The sequence below is a fragment of the Brytella acorum genome (assembly GCF_029309905.1).
Taxonomy (GTDB): domain Bacteria; phylum Pseudomonadota; class Alphaproteobacteria; order Acetobacterales; family Acetobacteraceae; genus Brytella; species Brytella acorum.
On the sequence record NZ_JARBJP010000004.1, the window covers coordinates 178,956 to 197,487 of the forward strand.

At 62.9% G+C, this 18,532-nt stretch carries 20 protein-coding genes and 1 pseudogene; 11 read left to right on the top strand and 10 right to left on the bottom strand.

Annotated features, from left to right (window positions below; translation table 11 throughout):
- Nucleotides 1–115: 115 nt before the first annotated feature.
- Nucleotides 116–1,678 carry a D-aminopeptidase gene (locus PWM43_RS09180; protein WP_289842191.1) on the bottom strand — a complete coding sequence of 521 codons (1,563 nt, stop codon included), beginning with the start codon at nucleotides 1,676–1,678 and terminating at the stop codon, nucleotides 116–118.
- Nucleotides 1,679–1,974: 296 nt separating this feature from the next.
- Between PWM43_RS09180 and PWM43_RS09185 the strand changes: the two genes are divergently transcribed.
- The 7 genes from PWM43_RS09185 to PWM43_RS09215 are packed head-to-tail and all read left to right on the top strand — an operon-like array spanning nucleotide 1,975 to nucleotide 6,267.
- A complete protein-coding gene (locus PWM43_RS09185; RefSeq protein WP_289842192.1) occupies nucleotides 1,975–2,619 on the top strand; it encodes a regulatory protein RecX in 645 nt (214 codons plus the stop codon).
- A gap of 14 nt (nucleotides 2,620–2,633) precedes the next feature.
- Nucleotides 2,634–3,155: a CHAP domain-containing protein gene (locus tag PWM43_RS09190; RefSeq protein WP_289842193.1), complete on the top strand. Its 522-nt coding sequence runs from the start codon at nucleotides 2,634–2,636 to the stop codon at nucleotides 3,153–3,155.
- A gap of 51 nt (nucleotides 3,156–3,206) precedes the next feature.
- Complete coding sequence (gene tatA, locus PWM43_RS09195) at nucleotides 3,207–3,464, top strand: twin-arginine translocase TatA/TatE family subunit (protein ID WP_289842194.1); 258 nt, start codon at nucleotides 3,207–3,209, stop codon at nucleotides 3,462–3,464.
- 13 nt (nucleotides 3,465–3,477) lie between these two features.
- Nucleotides 3,478–4,092, top strand: coding sequence for a methylthioribulose 1-phosphate dehydratase (locus PWM43_RS09200; protein ID WP_289842195.1), 615 nt, complete (start codon nucleotides 3,478–3,480; stop codon nucleotides 4,090–4,092).
- Nucleotides 4,089–4,634, top strand: coding sequence for a 1,2-dihydroxy-3-keto-5-methylthiopentene dioxygenase (locus tag PWM43_RS09205; RefSeq protein WP_289842196.1), 546 nt, complete (start codon nucleotides 4,089–4,091; stop codon nucleotides 4,632–4,634). Before PWM43_RS09200 ends, PWM43_RS09205 begins: the two co-directional genes overlap by 4 nt.
- 11 nt (nucleotides 4,635–4,645) lie before the next feature.
- Nucleotides 4,646–5,338, top strand: coding sequence for an acireductone synthase (mtnC, locus tag PWM43_RS09210; RefSeq protein ID WP_289842197.1), 693 nt, complete (start codon nucleotides 4,646–4,648; stop codon nucleotides 5,336–5,338).
- Entirely contained in the window at nucleotides 5,338–6,267 is a 930-nt protein-coding gene (locus tag PWM43_RS09215) for a bifunctional riboflavin kinase/FAD synthetase (RefSeq protein ID WP_289842279.1), read from the top strand. Before mtnC ends, PWM43_RS09215 begins: the two co-directional genes overlap by 1 nt.
- Before the next feature lie 12 nt (nucleotides 6,268–6,279).
- On the opposite strand, the gene PWM43_RS09220 is transcribed toward PWM43_RS09215, so the two are convergent.
- Entirely contained in the window at nucleotides 6,280–7,062 is a 783-nt protein-coding gene (locus PWM43_RS09220) for a TonB family protein (RefSeq protein ID WP_289842198.1), read from the bottom strand.
- A gap of 65 nt (nucleotides 7,063–7,127) precedes the next feature.
- On the opposite strand from PWM43_RS09220, the gene PWM43_RS09225 reads away from it, so the two are divergent.
- Both PWM43_RS09225 and PWM43_RS09230 read left to right on the top strand, forming a co-directional pair.
- The gene (locus PWM43_RS09225) at nucleotides 7,128–7,601 is read left to right on the top strand and encodes a DUF2946 domain-containing protein (RefSeq protein WP_289842199.1); all 474 of its coding nucleotides are present in this window, start codon (nucleotides 7,128–7,130) and stop codon (nucleotides 7,599–7,601) included.
- Nucleotides 7,602–7,702: 101 nt separating this feature from the next.
- Nucleotides 7,703–9,862 (top strand): TonB-dependent receptor plug domain-containing protein, encoded by a 2,160-nt coding sequence (locus PWM43_RS09230; protein ID WP_394356059.1) that lies wholly within the window; start codon nucleotides 7,703–7,705, stop codon nucleotides 9,860–9,862.
- A gap of 12 nt (nucleotides 9,863–9,874) precedes the next feature.
- Here the strand turns inward: PWM43_RS09230 and PWM43_RS09235 are convergent, their stop codons facing one another.
- The 4 genes and pseudogenes from PWM43_RS09235 to PWM43_RS09250 all read right to left on the bottom strand — a co-directional run.
- A complete protein-coding gene (locus PWM43_RS09235) occupies nucleotides 9,875–10,591 on the bottom strand; it encodes a hypothetical protein (protein ID WP_289842201.1) in 717 nt (238 codons plus the stop codon).
- A gap of 202 nt (nucleotides 10,592–10,793) precedes the next feature.
- Entirely contained in the window at nucleotides 10,794–11,987 is a 1,194-nt protein-coding gene (locus PWM43_RS09240; RefSeq protein ID WP_289842202.1) for a glycosyltransferase family 4 protein, read from the bottom strand.
- A 21-nt stretch (nucleotides 11,988–12,008) separates the two neighbouring features.
- Nucleotides 12,009–12,620 carry an RdgB/HAM1 family non-canonical purine NTP pyrophosphatase gene (gene rdgB / locus PWM43_RS09245; protein ID WP_289842203.1) on the bottom strand — a complete coding sequence of 204 codons (612 nt, stop codon included), beginning with the start codon at nucleotides 12,618–12,620 and terminating at the stop codon, nucleotides 12,009–12,011.
- 65 nt (nucleotides 12,621–12,685) lie between these two features.
- Nucleotides 12,686–12,883 (bottom strand): annotated as a pseudogene (locus PWM43_RS09250) (ribonuclease PH); the annotation flags it as partial.
- 147 nt (nucleotides 12,884–13,030) lie between these two features.
- Between PWM43_RS09250 and hrcA the strand changes: the two are divergent.
- Nucleotides 13,031–14,122 (top strand): heat-inducible transcriptional repressor HrcA, encoded by a 1,092-nt coding sequence (gene hrcA / locus PWM43_RS09255; RefSeq protein WP_289842204.1) that lies wholly within the window; start codon nucleotides 13,031–13,033, stop codon nucleotides 14,120–14,122.
- Between the two features lie 164 nt (nucleotides 14,123–14,286).
- On the opposite strand, the gene sucD is transcribed toward hrcA, so the two are convergent.
- Genes sucD through PWM43_RS09270 form a run of 3 tightly spaced genes read right to left on the bottom strand, consistent with a single transcriptional unit; the run spans nucleotide 14,287 to nucleotide 16,872 of the window.
- Nucleotides 14,287–15,171: a succinate--CoA ligase subunit alpha gene (gene sucD / locus PWM43_RS09260; RefSeq protein WP_289842205.1), complete on the bottom strand. Its 885-nt coding sequence runs from the start codon at nucleotides 15,169–15,171 to the stop codon at nucleotides 14,287–14,289.
- Nucleotides 15,171–16,370, bottom strand: coding sequence for an ADP-forming succinate--CoA ligase subunit beta (gene sucC, locus PWM43_RS09265; protein ID WP_289842206.1), 1,200 nt, complete (start codon nucleotides 16,368–16,370; stop codon nucleotides 15,171–15,173). Before sucC ends, sucD begins: the two co-directional genes overlap by 1 nt.
- A gap of 22 nt (nucleotides 16,371–16,392) precedes the next feature.
- Nucleotides 16,393–16,872 carry a YbaK/EbsC family protein gene (locus tag PWM43_RS09270; RefSeq protein WP_289842207.1) on the bottom strand — a complete coding sequence of 160 codons (480 nt, stop codon included), beginning with the start codon at nucleotides 16,870–16,872 and terminating at the stop codon, nucleotides 16,393–16,395.
- Nucleotides 16,873–17,145: 273 nt separating this feature from the next.
- On the opposite strand from PWM43_RS09270, the gene PWM43_RS09275 reads away from it, so the two are divergent.
- On the top strand, nucleotides 17,146–17,895 hold the full coding sequence (locus tag PWM43_RS09275) for a glycosyltransferase family 2 protein (protein WP_289842208.1): 750 nt from the start codon (nucleotides 17,146–17,148) through the stop codon (nucleotides 17,893–17,895).
- Here the strand turns inward: PWM43_RS09275 and PWM43_RS09280 are convergent.
- Nucleotides 17,843–18,352 carry a COG4648 family protein gene (locus PWM43_RS09280; RefSeq protein ID WP_289842209.1) on the bottom strand — a complete coding sequence of 170 codons (510 nt, stop codon included), beginning with the start codon at nucleotides 18,350–18,352 and terminating at the stop codon, nucleotides 17,843–17,845. The genes PWM43_RS09275 and PWM43_RS09280 overlap by 53 nt on opposite strands.
- Nucleotides 18,353–18,532 lie beyond the last annotated feature (180 nt).

Below are 18,532 nucleotides of genomic sequence, written 5' to 3' on the forward strand. Positions count from 1 at the left end.
ATTGCGAAGCACGAAACGACGACACCCCGCCTCTGTCCGCCCAGTAAGGAGACAGGGCGGGGCGCAAAGACGTTCCGCTACGCCATGATGCTCAATTTCATGTAAATCCGTCAAATCATGGATGCGCGCGCTCATAAAAGAGATTGCGTGCAAGCCAGCATCCTACGGAAACGCCGCGGATATCACCCTGGTCGCCACGCGTGAAAGCAAGGGTCCATTGACCCGGCGGCGCGTGATCCAGAGCGCGCAGGCACGGCAGTTGCCACAAATCATCGGAAAGCGGTTGCAACTGTTCCATGCGACCGGCTCCCAGCATGCCCGAGAACGTCGCATAAAGCGTGCCGCCGGCGTTCACGATGTGAAGTGCGGCGTCCAGTTCACCGCATAGATATTCCCCCGCGATGTCGAGTTTTCCGATGGTTTTCTCGCGTTTTACCAAAGTCGTGACGCGGTTTTCGAGGGGGCGGGTCACCGTGAGCCGATCGCCGTCCAGAGCGATGCGGGTGCCATCCGTGCCAGCGTGCGTCGGGGAAACGGTGTCGAGATATTCCGCGCCATAAGCGTAACGCAGGCGCATCGATCCTTCGGATGCGTCGACCTGCAGGGCCAGTCCGGTCTCTCGTTCGAAATAGAGTCCCGGCAGGCGGCTATCGACTTTGCCCGGATGAGGCGGAACTTCGATCGGAAGATCGAGCGTCGCAGCCACGAGATCGTGAACGGCATTCAGGGTGTTCGACATATGATTGAACAGGACGATCACGGATAGCCGCTCCGAAGCGATGTGTATCCGGTTGCTGCGCCAACCGCGCAACGCGCCCCCATGCCCTGTGGCGACGAGGCCGAAGGGCGTCGTGCGTGCGAGGCCGAACCCATATCGCGCGGGCGATCCGTTCGAAAATGCGACGGGAGCGCTCAGCCGGTTATACAGTCCATCCGGGTTGTGCCGGTCGCGATCGATCGCTTTTTCCCATGCGATCATGTCGTCGAGGCTGGCGCCGAGGCCGGCATCGCCGGTCCAGAGAACGTTGTTTTCCGCCGCGCGGAAGCCTGAACTTTCGGAACCTTCATAGCCGGTCGTTCCATCGGGCATGGATCGCGTGTCCGCGGCGAGAAAAGCATGCTCCATATCGAAAGGTTCGAAAACGTGCTGTCGGAGCAGATCCGCGAAGCTTCGGCCCGTGTGATCCTGCAGGATGTCGGAAAGGAGGCGGAAGTTCTGGTTGACGTAGGAATAGGCGCTGCCAGGCGCGAATTGCAGGCTTCTGGTGCCGCGTATGACGCGCCCCGCTTCCCTGTCTCCGAAGTGACCTTCCACCGGGCTGCCATGAAGCATGGCCACGGCCCAGTAATCACGCAGGCCGGACTGGTTGTGAGCGAGATGAAGGATGCCGGGCGCTCTTTCCTCGAGGTTCGGCAGTTTCGCGGCCACGGCTGTATCCAGGACCGTTGGATCGCGGAGCGCCTCCAGCAGCACGGCGCAGGTGAACTGCTTGGTGATGGAGCACATCCGGAAAAGGGTGGACGGTTTGAAGGGAATCGCGGCTTCCGCATTGGCGAAGCCCCAGGCATGTCGAGCTAGAACCTCTCCGTCCTTGACCACCGCTGCCGCACCGCCCGGACCGGGATAGCGTATGGGTAGGGAAGCAAGGGTTTCTTCCAGGCGGCTTATATTGGTCATGCTCGGTTCCATTGAGACGGGAAAGTGTTCGGCAAGAGGCTTGGAATTTACAGAAGATTTGGGATTTCACGTCTACTCTCTTCCTGTCGGCCATCCGGGCGGCTAAGAGGCGGCATGTCAAGGACGGGTGTGACGCCATGCCCACCGAGCGGGGGATTTCGAGGCCCGCCGGTTGTTCGGTCCTATGGTGCGGGTCAGGATGGAAGAGCGGTTCGGACACTGGGTCCGGCTGCGCGACATTGGTGTCCGGCGATGGTCATGCTTCCGCCACGAAAAGGTGTTTGATTGCTGTTGTAATGGCAGAAAAGCGCGAAATGACGGCGCCAGTCGCGCCCGATGTGACGACATTGCGAGAGTTCGCTCTCAATCATCTGGCCCGCTTCGCGACGACGGAGCAGGGGCTGGAACAGGTGCTCGTGCGCTACATGCGTCGCTGGGCGCGTCGCGCCGAAAAGGCTCATGTCGAAGGCGACGTCATCGAGCGCGTCGTTGCGTCTTCCGGCGCGGAAATCGCACAGGTCTGTCAGGATATCGTCCGGCTCGGCATCGTCGATGACGGGTCTTACGCCCGCTCGAGGGCGCGGGGCCTGACCCGAACGGGCCGATCGCGTCAGGCCGTGGCGGCGACGTTGATCCAGCGCGGAGTCGCAACGCCCGTTCTGTCCGAGGCGCTGGATGAAGTTCTCGGATCATCGGGCGATGAGGACGGGCGCAGGCATGAACTTGGCGCCGCACTCGTTATGGCGCGGAAACGCCGGCTCGGCCCCTTCTCACCACGCGAGAGTGACGAGGCGCCGGACGACGCGGCGGCCGGAGACGATACGCGCAAGGCCCTCGGGATCTTCGCCCGTCACGGTTTCAGCCGGGATGTTGCTGAAACCGTGTTGTCCATGGATTTCGAAGAAGCGGAGGAGCGCGTGATTGCGATCAGGGGGCTATGATGTTGCCCGTACGCATGGCGATCGGTCTCCGATGCGTCGCGGGAGGGGGAATCGGCCTTCTTCTCGTGGCCTGCGGTGGGCCGTCACGTTATGAATACAGTCGCTCGGCGTTTAACGGTCGGCTGCAATGCGCTCCGTATGCTCGGGCCAGAACCGGCCTTCAACTCCATGGCAGCGCGGCGAGCTGGTGGCCGCAGGCGGCGGGCAGATATCGACGCACCAGCCAGCCTGAAACGGGAGATGTGCTGGTTTTCCGGGCTTCGGGACGTTTGCCTAGCGGGCATGTGTCGATCGTCCGCAAGCTGGTCAGTTCGAGGGAAATTCTGGTCGAGCACGCGAACTGGGAACCGGGACGCATTGATCGCGCAGCACCCGTCGTCGATGTTTCAACCGCCAATGACTGGTCGCTGGTGAGAGTGTACTGGGCGCCGATACACCATCTCGGCGCGCGTTCCTATGCGGCTTATGGCTTCATCGTTCCCGGAGCCCTTGATTCGATCGCGAGCTTGCAAGTTCCCGCGGGCCGCGCCATGTGAGATAAAGATTACGGGTCCCGTCGAGCGGTTCCCGTCGGAAGGAGTTTGATTATGGGTAGCATGAGTCCTCTTCACTGGCTCGTTGTGCTTGCCGTCGTGCTGGTCCTCTTCGGCGGTGGCAGCAAGATCAGCGGGCTGATGGGCGATTTCGCCAAGGGTATCAAATCGTTCAAGAAGAACATGGCGGAAGACGAGTCGCTGGAGCACAGCAATACGTCCGCGCCGAACGGCCAGATCCAGTCTCCCGGCTATCAGCAGGCCAATTATACAGCGCCGAACACCACGCCGACCGGCACGCCGCGTTCTTAAAGACGGTCCTGACATGACGGAGATGGACGCGGCATGGGACGATGCCGCCAGCGAGATCGTGCGCGCGGGCCAGAGAATGGATCAACGCGGCTGGGTGCCCGCGACCGCAGGAAACATCAGCCGCCGTCTGGCTGACGGGCGTATCGCGATCACGCGTTCGGGGGGCCACAAGGGCTTCCTGACGTCGGCGGACGTGATCGAGGTGGATATCGATGGCCGTCCGCGGGTCGAAGGCCAGCGTTCCAGCGCGGAGACGCTTCTGCACACGCAGCTTTATGCGGCGGACCCGGCGATCGGAGCCGTTCTCCACGGTCATTCGGTGGCCGGGACCGTGCTGTCGATGGTCGTGCGCGATGCCGCGATCCCTCTTTCCGGATATGAAGTTCTGAAAGTGTTCGAGGGTCAGGTCACGCACGACACCACGGTCGAGGTGCCGCTCTTTGAAAACGATCAGGACATCGCCCGACTGGCGACGGTCGTCGCGCCCCATCTTGGCCGCATGCCTGCCGGTTACCTGATCCGCGGACACGGGGTGTATGTCTGGGGCGCGGACATGGCGACGGCTCTCGCCCGGCTGGAAGGGCTGGAGTTTCTCCTCGCATGCACGCTTGAAAGGTCGAAGCTATGAGCCGCCTGACCGTCTATCGCGATGACGCGCCCGACCAGCCCGTTCTCGAAACTGCGGATGCGGCACAGATCGCGGGAGCGCTCCGGCCCCTGGGCGTGCGTTTCGAACGGTGGAATGCCCCGGTCGTGCCGCCACGGGATGCGGACGCGGAAACGGTCCTTGAGGCCTATCGTCCCTATCTTGACGGTTTGATGGGAGAGACGGGTGCCGGGTCCGCCGATGTCGTGCGGATCAACGCGCAGACCCCCAATCTCCAGGCGTTGCGCGACAAGTTCCTGTGCGAGCACGTCCACAGCGAAGACGAAGTCCGTTTCTTCGTGCATGGACAGGGCGCGTTTGTGCTGCATGTGAAGGATCACGTGTATTCCGTGCTGTGCGCGCAGGGCGATCTCATATCCGTGCCTGCCGGAATTCCACACTGGTTCGATGCCGGGCTTTCCCCCGACGTCGTCGCCCTGCGTGTTTTTACCGATAAAACGGGCTGGATCGCCGATTATACCGGTGATGACATCGCCGCCCGATTTTCCACCGAACTCGCATAGGTTCTGACGTTATGACCGCCATCCGACTGGCTCTTCTCGATATCGAGGGAACGACCCTTCCGGTCAGTTTCGTTCATGACGTCCTTTTCCCTTACGCGGCCGAGGCTCTTCCCGGCCTTCTGGACACACGCGAAGAGGATCCGAAGGTGAATGTCGCCCTCGAGGATATCGAGCGTGAATTTCCCGGCTCATCGCCTCTGGATGTTTTGCGCGAATGGATGGCGAAAGATGTCAAGGCTGCTCCGCTCAAGACCCTTCAGGGCCTCGCATGGGACGGCGGCTTTCGCGACGGCACGCTTCACGCCAAGCTTTATCCCGACGTCGCGCCGGTTCTGAAAGCCTGGCACGATGCGGGACTGCGGCTGGCGGTCTATTCTTCCGGCTCCGCGAGCGCCCAGCGCCTGCTTTACGGCTACACGACGGAAGGCGACATGACACCGCTCTTCGAGGCGTTTTATGATCTCGATATCGGGAGCAAGAAGGTCGCGGAAAGTTATGCCGAGATCGCGGGACGCGCTGGCGTGATCGCAGGGGAAATTCTCTTTCTGTCCGATATCGCAGCCGAGCTGGAGGCCGCGCGTGACGCCGGGTACCAGATCTGCCAGCTGGTGCGCCCGCAGGACGGAACCCAACCCGCCGCCGACATGCCCCATGCCGCCGATCTGCATGAAGTCTCGTCCCTGTTCGGCCTGACAGGCGCGTGATGCTCCACACGGACTGGCGGGATATCCCCTCGAACGCGCGCGGCACGGCAGCCGCGCTCGGCAATTTCGACGGCGTTCATCGCGGCCATGTCCACCTGCTGCATGCGCTGCACGCCGCGCGACCGGACTGTCCGCTGGGAGCCATGACATTCGAGCCTCATCCGCGCGAATTCTTCCGTCCCCAGGACCCGCCCATCCGCCTCACATTGCCCCCCATGAAAGCCCGATATCTGACGGAGCATGGCGTTCGGCACATCTTCCAGCTTGGCTTTGACAAGGCTTTCTCGCTGTTGACCCCGGAGGCCTTCATCGAGGAGGTTCTTATCGACGGTCTGGGCGTGAAGCATGTGGCCTGTGGGCCTGACTTCGCTTTCGGCCATCGGCGCACGGGCGGAATCGCCTTCCTCGAACGCGCGCTGGAACGTCATGACGTGGGCCTCACGGTGGTGCCTCCGTTGTCCGACACGAGCGGTCCTTTCTCATCGAGTCGTATCCGTCGGCTCCTGCAGGATGGATATACCGAGCGCGCCCGCGCCGAACTGGGACGCCCCTGGGTGATCGTCGGCACGGTGGCGCACGGCGACAAGCGGGGGCGGCTTCTGGGATTCCCGACGGCCAATGTGCCGCTTGGCCGCCATGTCGAGCCCGCGCGCGGCGTCTATGCCGTAACGGTCGCTATGCCCGATGGCAGGACGCGCCAAGGCGTCGCCAATGTGGGGCGTCGCCCGACGGTCAATGACGGGCCGGAAAGCCGCGTCGAAGTCCATATTTTCGATTTCGACGGTGATTTGTATGGCCAGGAACTCGAGGTCGCCCTGCATGTCATGCTGCGCGAAGAGCGCCGTTTCAGCGGTCTTGATGCTCTGAAAGCGCAGATCGCGGTCGATGCGGCGCAGGCCCGCGAAATCCTCGATCAGCGGCTCGACTGACAGCGTCCCCGTTCAGGGAGATCCAGCGGTTCCGGCACCTAACCGGAAGTGCACCGGCAGGCGGAGCTGACTCGCGGCACCGGTTGCATTGGTACAGCGCGCCTCGTGCGCCGCGGCGACGGCGACGTCATCGAGATCGTCATATCCGCTGCTCTGCTCCAGTCGGACCGCCGTGACCGCGCCGCCCGGCGCGACCGTCAGGAGCACGACAGCGGCTCCCGTTTCCCGCATGACGCGCGCGCTCGCGGGATAAGCCGGAGTCATCGCTCTGCAACCAGGCGCCTGAGATGCGGGCGCGGCGGGCATGGAAGACGCCGTCCGGGGCTGCGACGCTGGAGCGGTCCCGGCGCCCGGTCTCCCACGGGCGGCACTGTCCTGAGGCGCCGCTCCGGTGGCGCCGGGCAGGGCGGCAGGTCGATGCGGGGAGGACGACGCGGAGACCGGAGGGCGGGCGACGGGCAGGTGTTCCGGCACCGGTAGGGAGAGTTCCTCCGGTTCCGCTGGCAATGGCTGAGGGGCCGTCGTCATTTCTGACGGCGCTTCCAGAGGGATCTCGGACGGCGGCGGCTGAAGCGCGGGTTTCGCTGGCGGGGTAAAGACCATCTCCACAGCGACATCGCGCACCTGGTGGCGCTTCGAATGAGCCGTCAACGTCCAGAGAAGCGTCAGATGCACCAGAAGCGCCACGACGATTCCCGCCCCGAGAAACCCAAGGCCGTCCTTTGGATTGTCTCGCGAGAGCGCCTGAGACGCATCCGTGCCGTGAACGCGGAGGGGGCTGTCTTCCGGTATCATGGCCGGTAGCTATGTGCCCCTCGCGCGGATTTGACAATGACGGAGTGTGGGAGGACAACGCAGCCATGTCCTGTCGGCGCGCCATGATGGATCTGTCGCGACCCTCCCAATGGTGGGTGATGCTGGCGCTGGTCTCCCTGATCGGCCAGCTCGTCGTCATGGGAGCAGGCCGACCGGGCGAGATGCCACGGGCCACGATCGAACGCCTGATCGGGCAGAGGATCGTCCCGGCCTCCGCCGTCATGCCCGATTGCGGCATGCCCGGCATGGGGCATGTCACGGCGCGTTCCGGAACCGCCGACAAATCCGACAAGCCCGGTCATGACGCAGACGCGCCGTGCTTCCTGTGCCCGCTTCTGACGCTGGCTCCCGCGATCTTTCAGGTCATGCCCAGCCTTCCGCGGCCCCGGAGCATCATCCTGCGACGGGCCTGGGCCGGACTGCGCGCGCGCGCTCCGCCCGCGGCCACGCGTCGCAATGCCCTGCCTCGCGGGCCTCCAGTGTCTCTTCGTGAGCAGCGATTCATCATCGCTGCCTGAGCACCGATAAGCCTGCGTTCGCGCATGGCTGCCGTGGTTACTCCGAAGAGAACGATCTCATGTCTTTTCTGTTTTTCCGCTCGCGCCCTCTGGCGCGACGCATGCTGCTGGCCGCATTTGCCCTTGGGCCGGTCAGCCTTCATGCCGCACCCGTTGTCACACTTCCCGAACTCGACGTGGACGCGGCCGATACGCCCCCGCTTCTCGATCGGACCGAAAATGCCAACGCGGTCTCCGGACGTATGCTGCGACAGCGCGCCCTGAGTTCGCCGGACAGCGCCGATCTCCTGTCACGCCTCCCCGGAGTCAGCCTCTATGGCGCAGGCGGCATATCCTCCCTGCCGGTCATCAACGGCATGGCGGATGACCGTGTCGCCACATCCGTCGATGGCGTGCGGATTCCCCCTGCCTGTCCCAATCACATGAACCCGGCCATGTCTTACATCTCGCCGGATATGGTGACGGAAGCCACGGCGGTCGCGGGCATCACCCCGGTCAGCATGGGCGGCGACAGTATCGCGGGCACGATCAGCGTCGAGCGCAAGGACCCGCGTTTCGCCCGGCGCGGCAAGATCCTGTTCACCGGCTGGGCACGCGGCGCCTATCACAGCAACGGCAACGGCTGGGAAGGCGGCCTGAGCAGCACCGTCGCCGGTGACTGGTGGAGCCTCAATTACAGCGCCTCCTACGCCGAGCGGGGCGATTACCACGCGGGCGGCAGCGGCGGTCGCGTCCTGTCCAGTTCCTACAAGACCTACAGCCACAGCGTCACGGCGGGTTTCCACAAGGACAACCACCTCCTCGCGCTGACCTTCGCCCAGACCGACACCCCCTATGAAGGGTTTCCGAACCAGTACATGGACATGACGAACAACCGTTCGTCTTCCGTGAACGGTAAATATTCCGGCGCTTTCGACTGGGGGACGCTGGATGTCCGGGGGTACTGGCAGCGCGTCAACCATGCGATGAACATGCTGGATGACAAGGGCGGCCATACGGCGACAACCGGCATGCCGATGAACGATGATTCCCGCTCGGCGGGCTACAACATCAAGGCCACCATACCGCTCGGCGCACGGAACACCCTTCGGCTGGGCAATTCCTTCGATCATCAGGGCCTGAACGACTGGTGGCCGCCGCTGGCGGGCAGCATGATGATGGGGCCGGATACGTATCACAACATCAATGGCGGCGTGCGTGACCGCCTGGGCGACTATGCCGAATGGGAGTCGCGAATCACGCCTTCGTTCCACACGCTTCTCGGTTTCCGCAACGACCTCGTCATGATGAACACGGGCAGCGTGTCACCCTATGCCTGGGCCAGCGGCATGTCATCCATGGGCGGGATGAGCGGGATGGGCGGCATGGCGGGCATGGCCGCGACCGACAGCGCGGCGGCGAACGCGTTCAATGCCCAGAATCATCGCCATACGGACATCAATTTCGACGTGACGGCGCTGGCCCACTGGGACGCGACGCGGAATGTCTCGATCGAGGGGGGCTACGCCCGAAAGACGCGCTCGCCCAATTTCTTCGAGCGCTATGCCTGGGGGCAGAGCCAGATGGCGTCACAGATGATCGGCTGGTTCGGCGACGGGAATGGTTATGTCGGCAATAACAATCTCTCGCCCGAAATCGCGAACACGGCGTCCCTGACAGCCGACTTTCATGACGATGCGCGGAAACTCTGGAACGTAAAAATCCAGCCTTACTACACGTACGTGCATCATTACGTGAACGTCACCCGTCTCAAGGTCTTCTCCGACGGGTTCGACCAGCTCAAATTCGTCAATCACAACGCCCAGATCTACGGCATCAACAGTTCCGCAAGCTATCAGGCATGGTCGGCTCCGCAATGGGGAACGGGCGTATTCAGTGCGAAGCTGGACTGGGTGCGTGGCCAGGATCTTCAGACCCATACCGGCCTCTATCACCAGATGCCGACCAACGGCTTCATCGCGCTCGACGAGACCTATGGTGATTTTACGGGACGCGCCGAAATCCAGCTCGTCAAGCGTAAGAGTTCCGTGGACGCCTTGCGCAGCGAACCGCGCACGCCGGGTTATGCCCTGCTCAACCTCACGGCCGGTTATAAATGGCGCATGATGCGTTTCGAGCTCGGGCTCGATAACGTGCTGAACCAGCGAGCCTATCAGCCGCTCGGAGGCTATGCTCTGGGCAACTACAAGGCGGATGGCGACCTGATGCCCGTCGCCGTCATGGGGCGCTCCGTCAATGCGAGCATCATGGCGTCGTTTTGACGTCCGGCGGCTTCAATAGGCCGTAAAGCGTGGATGGTGTTCGGCGGTCAGGCCGAGCATCCTGACGTCAACGGGATCAGGATGCTGGCCGATATCCTGCTCCACCGTAAGGCCGATCTGGAAGGAGAGGGGTTCCGCGACAGGCAGCGCGAAAATCCCGCGCGTGCCGTTGACGACGACTTCTGTCCGTCCCGAGGGGCCGACGGCGATGCGAAAAGCGATGATCCGATCGCGGGTCATCGTGCCTCCCACGGCATCCAGGGCTTTCATGTCCGGGTCAAAGGCCTGGACCCTGATCGTGTCGCCGTCGATCGACAGGCGCAGCCGCGACACCCGATGCGTTTCAGCACCAGCGGAAAGGCCCGTCGTCGCATCGATTTCGGCAATGATGGACTCTCCGCGATGTGGTGGATGCCCTATCCGCATCGTCCCCTCATAGACGGTCGTTCCGTCGCTTGCCTTCCACGAACGTTCTTCCCGGAGCATCAGGCCCGGTGCCACCGTGTGGTAATTGGACGATCGAACGGCGTCGAAAGCCAGCGCCATGCTGCCGTCGGAACTGGGGAGGGGCGCGGCGCGAAGCCGTTCGTGGCCGGAGGTCGAGTCGCTCAGGTCGAAGCCTGCAAAGGATGCGGACCCGGAGGGATGTGTTGCTGCGGCTCCAGCTCCAGCTCCGGAAGACAGCAGCAAGGCGCCAAGGGCTACAAAGCGATACAACAGCATGAGCATTTGTCTTTCGGGTCGGAATACATGGTGGCGGAGGCGTTCATCGTCATGAACGCGACAGGAGCTGGAGGCACAACGGATGAAGGCGGCGTTGGATTGCTTCGACCCGGGCGGAATTTTTTCAGCTGGGTATGCGGAGGTGTCCCCTTGCTCTGAGTGATCCTCGATGGAAACCGATAAAAGACTTTCGTCCAGGCGGCTCTCCTTATGGAAGGAGAGAAAATCCGTCCAGAAGGGTCGCCAGCTGCCGTTTCATGACGTCCGGGCCATGCATGTCCTCCACCATACGCGTCGCCGCATCGGAAACATGCTGCCAGAGAGCGTCGTCTTGCAGCAGTGACAAGGTCATCCGGATAAACCGGGCGTCGTCGGTCGCACAGCAGGTGTCCGTAACCCCGACGGGAAAATCCATGCCTTCCGCGGCGATCGCTGACATCACACAGGGAACGCCTTGCGCAAGACTGCTGATGACCTTTCCCTTCGCGCCCGCACCGAAGCGTAGCGGCGCTACCGTGAGACGCAGTCGTTTCAGGAGTGCATCCAGGTCCGGCACGTGACCATGGATCATGACCGTCTCCGACTGAAGCGCCCGAAGCCAGTCCGGGGCGCCGTCGCCGATGACATGAAAACGTGTGTCGGGCGAATGCGCCATAATGGATGGCCAGAGAACATCCAGAAAATGCCGGACGGCATCGCCATTCGGACGGTGCCCGAAATTACCGATAAAGCCGATATCCCGTCGCCCGGCCGACATGGCCCTGGCGGTTACGTGGCGTGTGAGCGGCAGATGAACGCATAACGCACCCGGCACCAACTGGCGTGCCACGTCGATTTCATAACGTGAAACCATCAGGGTGGCATCGCAGGTTTCCAGCAGATGACGTTCCTGTTCGCGTGTTTGACGGGCCGCCGCAAGAGCCTCACCATCGCCTTGAAGAAGAGCTTCGCGTTCCTCACGTAGAAAATGCAGATCGTGTGGCAGGAACAGAAAACGCGCTTTGGGAAAGGTCGCGCGCAGCGTCTCGGCGAAAGCGCCGCCGCAGCACACGCGGGCGAGAATGCAGACGCTGACGGATGGGAGCGATGCGCACGCGTCGGCGATTCCCAGATCTCCCGTCGCGCCTTGGTCTGGCGAGGGTGAAAGACACAGAACACCTTGCCGCTCTAGCGCCGCGCGTGCCTCCGGGTCCCGTTGATCCGGCGACAGGAAAAACTCCCCGAGCGCCAGAAAAGCAACCTGAAAACCAAGCCCCCGCAAACTACCGATCAGTGCGACTGTTTCGACGGAACCCGCGTCATGGAGCGGGCGGGGGAAATTGCAATCCGCGAGAAGAACTGTGTGAGGCGGAGTGACCGCCGGACCGGAGCGTGACCAAAGACCCGCGAGTTTTTTAAACATGGATTCCGGTCCTTTGCCGCTTCAGGGCGAGGTCACACATTCCGCCAGAAAACGCTCCAGGGCGCGCCCGCGATGGCTGATCGCATTTTTTTCATCCGCCGCCATTTCCGCGAATGTGCGCGTGCTTCCCTCGGGGAGGAAAATCGGATCATAGCCGTGACCATGCGCGCCGCGCGGCGGCCAGGCGACATCCCCTTCCACGCGGCCTTCCACGCAACGCGTCTCGCCATCAGGCCACGCCAGGCAAAGCACAGCCACAAACGCGGCGCTGCGATCCGCATGGCCGCCAAGCTGATGATTGACGCGCGCCATGGCCTTGGCGAAATCCTTGTCCGGGCCGCCCCAGCGCGCGGAATACACACCGGGCTGACCGTCCAGCGCGGTGACGCAGAAGCCGGAATCATCCGCGAGGGCGGGCAGGTCCGCGGCTCGTGCGGCGGCAAGAGCCTTGATTCGGGCATTGTCCTCGAATGTCTCACCTGTCTCATCAGGCTCGGGAAGGCCCAACTCGCCCGCCGAGACGATCTCGATGCCGCTATCGGCCAGCAACGCCCGAAATTCCGCCAGCTTGCCCTGGTTGTGACTGGCGAGGACGATGCGCGCGCCACGCGACAGACGACGTTCGGTGTTCATGCGATGTTCTCCAATGCGTGTTTTTGTGAGTCGAGCAACTGCGCCGTGCTCGCTTTGGCCAGACGCATCCCGTATTCCGCCGTGACCCCGCCTTGTCCCTTGCCGCGGAGAAATGGCGGTACGCGCTTCTCGATCGAGGCCGTGCAGAGCCCCTCGGTGCCGTCGACCCGGATCAGGGCCGAGCCTTCGGCGTGGCGGGCGAAGCCGAGTTCACGGGAGACCGGACGGATTTCGTCCGGAGCGCGACCGGAAGGACGGGGCATGAAAGTCCTTGTGACAGAGGGGTCGGGACAGTGACTTGTGGAGCATTTAGTCCGCCGATGAACGATCCGCCACCCCATCGCGCTCTGGCAACCCTGCGCGGCGAAGCCTAGATTGAAAGAGGTATCAAGGCGGGCAGGAGAAACATCATGGTGGAGTCGAGGTCTTTTCCGCCAGGCGGTTTCGGGACGGGCCCGTTTTCCGCAGGTGGTCTTTCGCAGGGTCTTGATCCCCGCGCCGCCGCCATCCTGCGCGAGATCGTCGAACAATATGTGGCGACGGGGGAGCCGATCGGCAGTCGAACCCTCTCCCAGCGTCTCAACCCCGTCCTCTCTCCCGCGACCATTCGCAACGTCATGGCGGATCTCACTCACGCCGGGTTGCTGTTCAGTCCGCATGTGTCCGCAGGCCGCCTCCCGACGGAAAAAGGCGTGCGGCTTTTCGTCGACGGGCTGCTCCAGTTCGGGAGCCTGAGCGAGGAGGAAAGGCGCCACATCGCCAGCCGTCTTGAATCAAGGGGACGCTCGGTCGAGGACGTGCTCGGGGAGGCGTCATCGCTCCTCTCCGGCCTGTCGGCCGCCGCCGGGCTGGTTCTCGCGCCCAAAACCGATACGCCGCTCAAACATATCGAATTCGTCGCGCTCAGTCCTTCTCGTGTGCTGGTTGTTCTCGTCGGCATCAACGGTCAGGTGGAGAACCGCGTCATCGAGACGCCTCCGGGCCTGCCACCCTCAGCGCTTGTCGAAGCCGCCAATTACCTCAATGCGCATCTGGGCGATCTGACGCTCGATGGATTGCGCATGCGGGTCACCGAGGACATGAAGGCCGATCGTCACGAACTGGACGAACTGGCCGCCAATGTCATCGAGAGCGGACTGGCAAGCTGGGATGCCGCTCATGGCACCCTGTTTCTGCGCGGACAGGGGAAACTTCTGGCAGATATTACGGAAATAGAACGTCTGACCACCATTCAGATGCTGTTCGAGCGTCTGGAAACACAGGAAACCATGCTGCGCCTCCTGCAACTGGCCGAGGATTCCGAGGGCGTGCGAATTTATATCGGCGCGGAAAGTGGCCTGTTCGGCATGTCGGGCGTGTCTATGGTCGTAGCACCCGCGCGCAATAGCGCCCAGCGGATCGTAGGTGCGATCGGCGTCATCGGGCCGACCAGACTGAATTACGGACGCATCGTGCCGGTTGTCGATTATACCGCCCAGATCATCGGACAGATGCTGGGGTAATACGAAAAAACCGGCTCGTCACGCTCACGCGCTTTCCATCCTTCACGTTCGGGGCCTGCCACAGGTCACGATGCCCCGTTCCCTGAAAACCGTGACGCGGCGTCAGGCGAGATCCGGCAGGAACGGCGCGATCGCCGCGCCTGCCAGCGTATCAGCCGCCATCGTCACCCATGGTTTCCTTTGAGGACGGACACCAGCGTCTCGCCCAGAAGAGCCGGGCTGGGCGAGACATGCACGCCTGCCGAACGCATCGCGTCGATCTTGGCGCCCGCCGTGTCGTCCCCGCCCGAAATGACCGCGCCGGCGTGGCCCATGCGGCGTCCCGGCGGTGCCGTCAGACCGGCGACGAAGCCCACGACGGGCTTCGGTGAGCGGGCGTGTTTGAGAAATTCCGCCGCATCGAGTTCCGAACGACCCCCGATCTCGCCGATCATGACGATGGAATCCGTATCAGGATCGGCCAGAAACATCTCGAGCACGTCGATGAAGTCGAGGCCCTTGACGGGATCGCCGCCGATGCCGACGCTCGTGCTCTGCCCAAGGCCCAGAGCCGTCGTCTGCGCGACGGCCTCATAGGTCAGCGTCCCGGAGCGCGACACGATTCCGACATGCCCACGCCGATGAACGGGGCCGGGCATGATGCCGATCTTGCATTCGTCGGGCGTGATGACGCCGGGACAGTTCGGCCCCACGAGACGGCTTTTCGAGCGTTCCAGCGCATGACGAACCCGCACCATGTCGAGCACCGGAATGCCTTCCGTGATGCAGACGATCAGCGGTATCCCGGTGGCGATGGCCTCGAGGATGGCGTCAGCCGCCCCGGCGGGAGGCACATAGATGACCGTCGCTTCGGCTCCGGTCGTCTCATAGGCTTCGGCGAGCGTATCGAAAACCGGCAGATCGAGATGCGTGGTGCCACCTTTGCCGGGTGTGACGCCGCCCACCATCTTCGTTCCGTAGGCCAGCGCCTGCTGGGCGTGGAAAGTGCCCTGCGAGCCGGTGAAACCCTGGGTCAGAACGCGGGTGTCGCGATTGACGAGAATGGACATCAGACGTTTCTCCCCTCGCGGACAGCCGCGACAATCTTGCGCGCGGCGTCTCCCAGATCGTCCGCGACCGTCAGCTTCAGGCCCGAGTTTTTCAGTTTTTCCAGCCCTTCCGCGACATTCGTCCCGGCAAGACGCACCACCAGCGGCACTTTCAGTCCGACATCGAAGGACGCGGCGATCACGGCGTCCGCGATCACGTCGCACCGCATGATCCCGCCGAAGATGTTGATGAGAACGCCTTCGACCTTGGGGTCGCCCAGCAGGATGCGGAACGCGGCCGCGACCTTCTCGCGTGACGCGCCGCCGCCGACGTCAAGGAAGTTGGCGGGCTCTTCTCCCTCGGCGTTGATGATGTCCATGGTCGCCATGGCCAGACCCGCCCCGTTGACCATGCAGCCGATCGTGCCGTCGAGCCCGATATAGGACAGGCCGTAGCGGGCGGCTTCCTGTTCGCGGGGATCCTCTTCGTTCTCGTCACGCAGATCTTCCAGCGTGCGATGACGAAAAAATGCGCTTTCGTCGAAGCTCATCTTGGCATCGAGCGCGAGAAGCGCGCCGTCATGCGTGACGACGAGCGGATTGATTTCGATCAGGGAGGCGTCATAGGCCATGAACGCGTCATAGGCGGACTGGACGACCTGCACGAACTCGCGGATCAGCTTGCCATGCAGGGCCAGACGGACAGCGAGTTCGCGGGCCTGCCATTCCTGAAAGCCCAGAGCCGGGTCGATCAGGGTCGTCAGGACGCGCTCGGGGGTTTTCTCCGCGACCTCCTCGATATCCATGCCGCCATCCCGGGAGGCGACGATCGTCAGGCAGCGTTTCTCACGATCGATCAGAAGCGAAAGGTAAAGCTCGCGCTCGAAACGGCAGCCCGCCTCGACATAGAGTTTGCGGACGAGACGGCCTTTCGGTCCGGTCTGACGCGTGACGAGCACGCGATCAAACATCTCGGAGGCGACGTCCTCGACCTCGCTGGCGGAGTGAGCGAGGCGCACGCCGCCCGTGGACGGCTCGCCGACATAGTGTCCGGCGCCCCGGCCTCCGGCGTGGATCTGGGCCTTGACGACGAAGACATCGCCCGGAAGCGTGCGCGCGATATCTTTCGCCTCGTCGGGCGTATGGGCCACATGTCCCTGCGGGATTGGCATTCCGCAGGATTTCAGCAGGGCCTTCGCCTGGTACTCATGAATATTCATCAACGGTTCCTGAACTCTGCCCTTAGGCGGCCGCGATGTCGGCGATGATGGCGTTCGTGACTTTCCGTGCATCAAGCGGTGAAAGTTTCACGACAAGCCCGCGATCGCCGGCGTTGATATAGATACAGGGCTTGTCGATCGCCTGCGAGGCCATGACAACCGGAATCGCCGTCCGCGCCCCGAACGGGCTTGTCCCGCCGGATTGATAGCCCGTCAGCTCCTGGGCTTTGTCAGGGGCCATCATCTTGCTGTTGCGCCCGTCGAAAAGGGCCGCGACAGCCTTGAAATTGACCTTCTGATCGACCGGCACAAGAACGCAGACCGGTGTTTTGCGGTCCACTTCGACAATGAGCGTCTTGAGCACATTCCCGGCATCCTCGCCGATGGACGAGGCGGCCTGCATGCCGATCAGACCGCCGCCGGGAGCATAGTCATAGGCGTGAACCGAAAAGGAAACGCCCTGCGCGGCCAGAAAATTCGTGGCATTTGTCTCCCGCATCATGTTGTCCTCCGTCGAAATGTCATGTGCCCGTGTAAGGGCGCGCATATGGGCATGGAATCAATAAGTATTGAATACTCATGGCGGGACGATCGATCGAAGGGCGCGCGCCGCGTCGTATCGGGCCTGCGATGATTTTCGGGCGCGAAGACAGATCTCCCGGCGTCCTGCTCAGCCCCCCCCCCCCCCGTCGGCTTCGCGCAGGGGGCTGTTTTGAGACGATGCCCTTTGATGGCAATGATGGTCGCGGTTGTGTTCGAAGGCTAAGAGAAGACGATGTTGCGCGCGTCCCGTCATGCCGTTCTGATTCCCTCCTATAACTCAGGCAGGCTCCTGTTTTCGACGGTTGCCGAAGCGCTGTCGGTATGGCCGGATATCATCGTTGTGATCGATGGCAGTACGGACGGCAGCGAGAACGCGCTGTCTCTCCTGGCGGCCGCTCATTCAGGACTTCATATCGTGAAACTCGCTCGTAATCGCGGCAAGGGAGCGGCGGTCCGCTCGGGGGCGGTCCGGGCAGCGGCACTCGGATTTTCCCATATTCTGACGATGGACGCGGATGGCCAGCATCCGGCCGAGGCGATCGCAGCCTTTGTCGAGCAGTCGCGGGCCCATCCGGCGGCGATGATCCTGGGAGTGCCGGTCTTCGGTCCGGACGCTCCGGCCCTGCGGGTCTGGGGACGCAAGATTTCCAATGTGCTGGCCGCGATGGAAACGCGTCGAGCGGTCGTGGACTGCCTGTTCGGCTTTCGGGTCTATCCCCTGAAGGATATGCTGGCCGTGATGACGTCGTCGCGTTTCATGACCGGCTTCGATTTTGATCCCGAACTGGCCGTGCGCCTATCATGGCAGGGCGTCCCGGTTCTGAATGTGCCGACGAACGTGCGATATCTCTCGACGGCCCAGGGCGGCATTTCGCATTTTCATTATGGACGCGATAATATCCGCCTCGGCTTCATGCATCTGAGGCTGTTCATGACCTGGGTCTGGTATAGGTGCCGCGGAACGCTGCCACCGTCGTCCTGAGTGAGACATGCTCGAAATTACGGATGATGAGACGTCTCAGCCCGGCTTCGGCGATCATCAGGATCACGACGGCGCCGAACGTGCCGCCCTGCAAGGGCCAGCGCCAGGCTCCGGCGGGGCCGAGCACGGAAAGCAGAAGCGGCGCCCCAAGCGCCAGGACGAAGAAGAGGCTCCAGAAAATCGTCAGTCGCCGCGTGTAGCGGGCGACATCGGGCCGCAGTGGGCCGTGCACGCGCCGGGCAAACAGGGAAACGATGGGCTCGCGTCCCTTGCGCAACGAGCGTGCGAACACGGCCAGAAGCGCGCCAAGGGCTCCGGCATAGATCATGACGCCGTCCAGCCCCATCGCGATGGCGGGCCACCGCGTCGCGGCAGGAAGCAGGAGGAGCGTCGAGAACAGGATCAGCGCCGGACGTCCGAAGAGCAGAGCGGCCGACACGCCCTGGAGACACAGCATCCCGATGGCGATCCGTCCCTCCGATCCGGTCGCATGGGGCAGATGGCTGCAAAGCAGGGAGGCGAACAGCAGCAGCGAGCCCAGTCCCCCCCGGAGTGCACTGACTTTGCCGGGTGCGCTTTGCTTTGCGATCGTAACTCGGTGTGATAGCAGGACGACCGGATCCTCGTGTGGCTTGAG

Coding starts and splice junctions, on each gene's coding strand:
- PWM43_RS09180 (WP_289842191.1), bottom strand. CDS start 1,678: ATGACCAATATAAGCCGCCTGGAAGAAACCCTTGCTTCCCTACCCATA.
- PWM43_RS09185 (WP_289842192.1), top strand. CDS start 1,975: ATGGCAGAAAAGCGCGAAATGACGGCGCCAGTCGCGCCCGATGTGACG.
- PWM43_RS09190 (WP_289842193.1), top strand. CDS start 2,634: ATGGCGATCGGTCTCCGATGCGTCGCGGGAGGGGGAATCGGCCTTCTT.
- tatA (WP_289842194.1), top strand. CDS start 3,207: ATGGGTAGCATGAGTCCTCTTCACTGGCTCGTTGTGCTTGCCGTCGTG.
- PWM43_RS09200 (WP_289842195.1), top strand. CDS start 3,478: ATGACGGAGATGGACGCGGCATGGGACGATGCCGCCAGCGAGATCGTG.
- PWM43_RS09205 (WP_289842196.1), top strand. CDS start 4,089: ATGAGCCGCCTGACCGTCTATCGCGATGACGCGCCCGACCAGCCCGTT.
- mtnC (WP_289842197.1), top strand. CDS start 4,646: ATGACCGCCATCCGACTGGCTCTTCTCGATATCGAGGGAACGACCCTT.
- PWM43_RS09215 (WP_289842279.1), top strand. CDS start 5,338: ATGCTCCACACGGACTGGCGGGATATCCCCTCGAACGCGCGCGGCACG.
- PWM43_RS09220 (WP_289842198.1), bottom strand. CDS start 7,062: ATGATACCGGAAGACAGCCCCCTCCGCGTTCACGGCACGGATGCGTCT.
- PWM43_RS09225 (WP_289842199.1), top strand. CDS start 7,128: ATGTCCTGTCGGCGCGCCATGATGGATCTGTCGCGACCCTCCCAATGG.
- PWM43_RS09230 (WP_394356059.1), top strand. CDS start 7,703: ATGCTGCTGGCCGCATTTGCCCTTGGGCCGGTCAGCCTTCATGCCGCA.
- PWM43_RS09235 (WP_289842201.1), bottom strand. CDS start 10,591: ATGCTCATGCTGTTGTATCGCTTTGTAGCCCTTGGCGCCTTGCTGCTG.
- PWM43_RS09240 (WP_289842202.1), bottom strand. CDS start 11,987: ATGTTTAAAAAACTCGCGGGTCTTTGGTCACGCTCCGGTCCGGCGGTC.
- rdgB (WP_289842203.1), bottom strand. CDS start 12,620: ATGAACACCGAACGTCGTCTGTCGCGTGGCGCGCGCATCGTCCTCGCC.
- hrcA (WP_289842204.1), top strand. CDS start 13,031: ATGGTGGAGTCGAGGTCTTTTCCGCCAGGCGGTTTCGGGACGGGCCCG.
- sucD (WP_289842205.1), bottom strand. CDS start 15,171: ATGTCCATTCTCGTCAATCGCGACACCCGCGTTCTGACCCAGGGTTTC.
- sucC (WP_289842206.1), bottom strand. CDS start 16,370: ATGAATATTCATGAGTACCAGGCGAAGGCCCTGCTGAAATCCTGCGGA.
- PWM43_RS09270 (WP_289842207.1), bottom strand. CDS start 16,872: ATGATGCGGGAGACAAATGCCACGAATTTTCTGGCCGCGCAGGGCGTT.
- PWM43_RS09275 (WP_289842208.1), top strand. CDS start 17,146: ATGTTGCGCGCGTCCCGTCATGCCGTTCTGATTCCCTCCTATAACTCA.
- PWM43_RS09280 (WP_289842209.1), bottom strand. CDS start 18,352: ATGCTGTGTCTCCAGGGCGTGTCGGCCGCTCTGCTCTTCGGACGTCCG.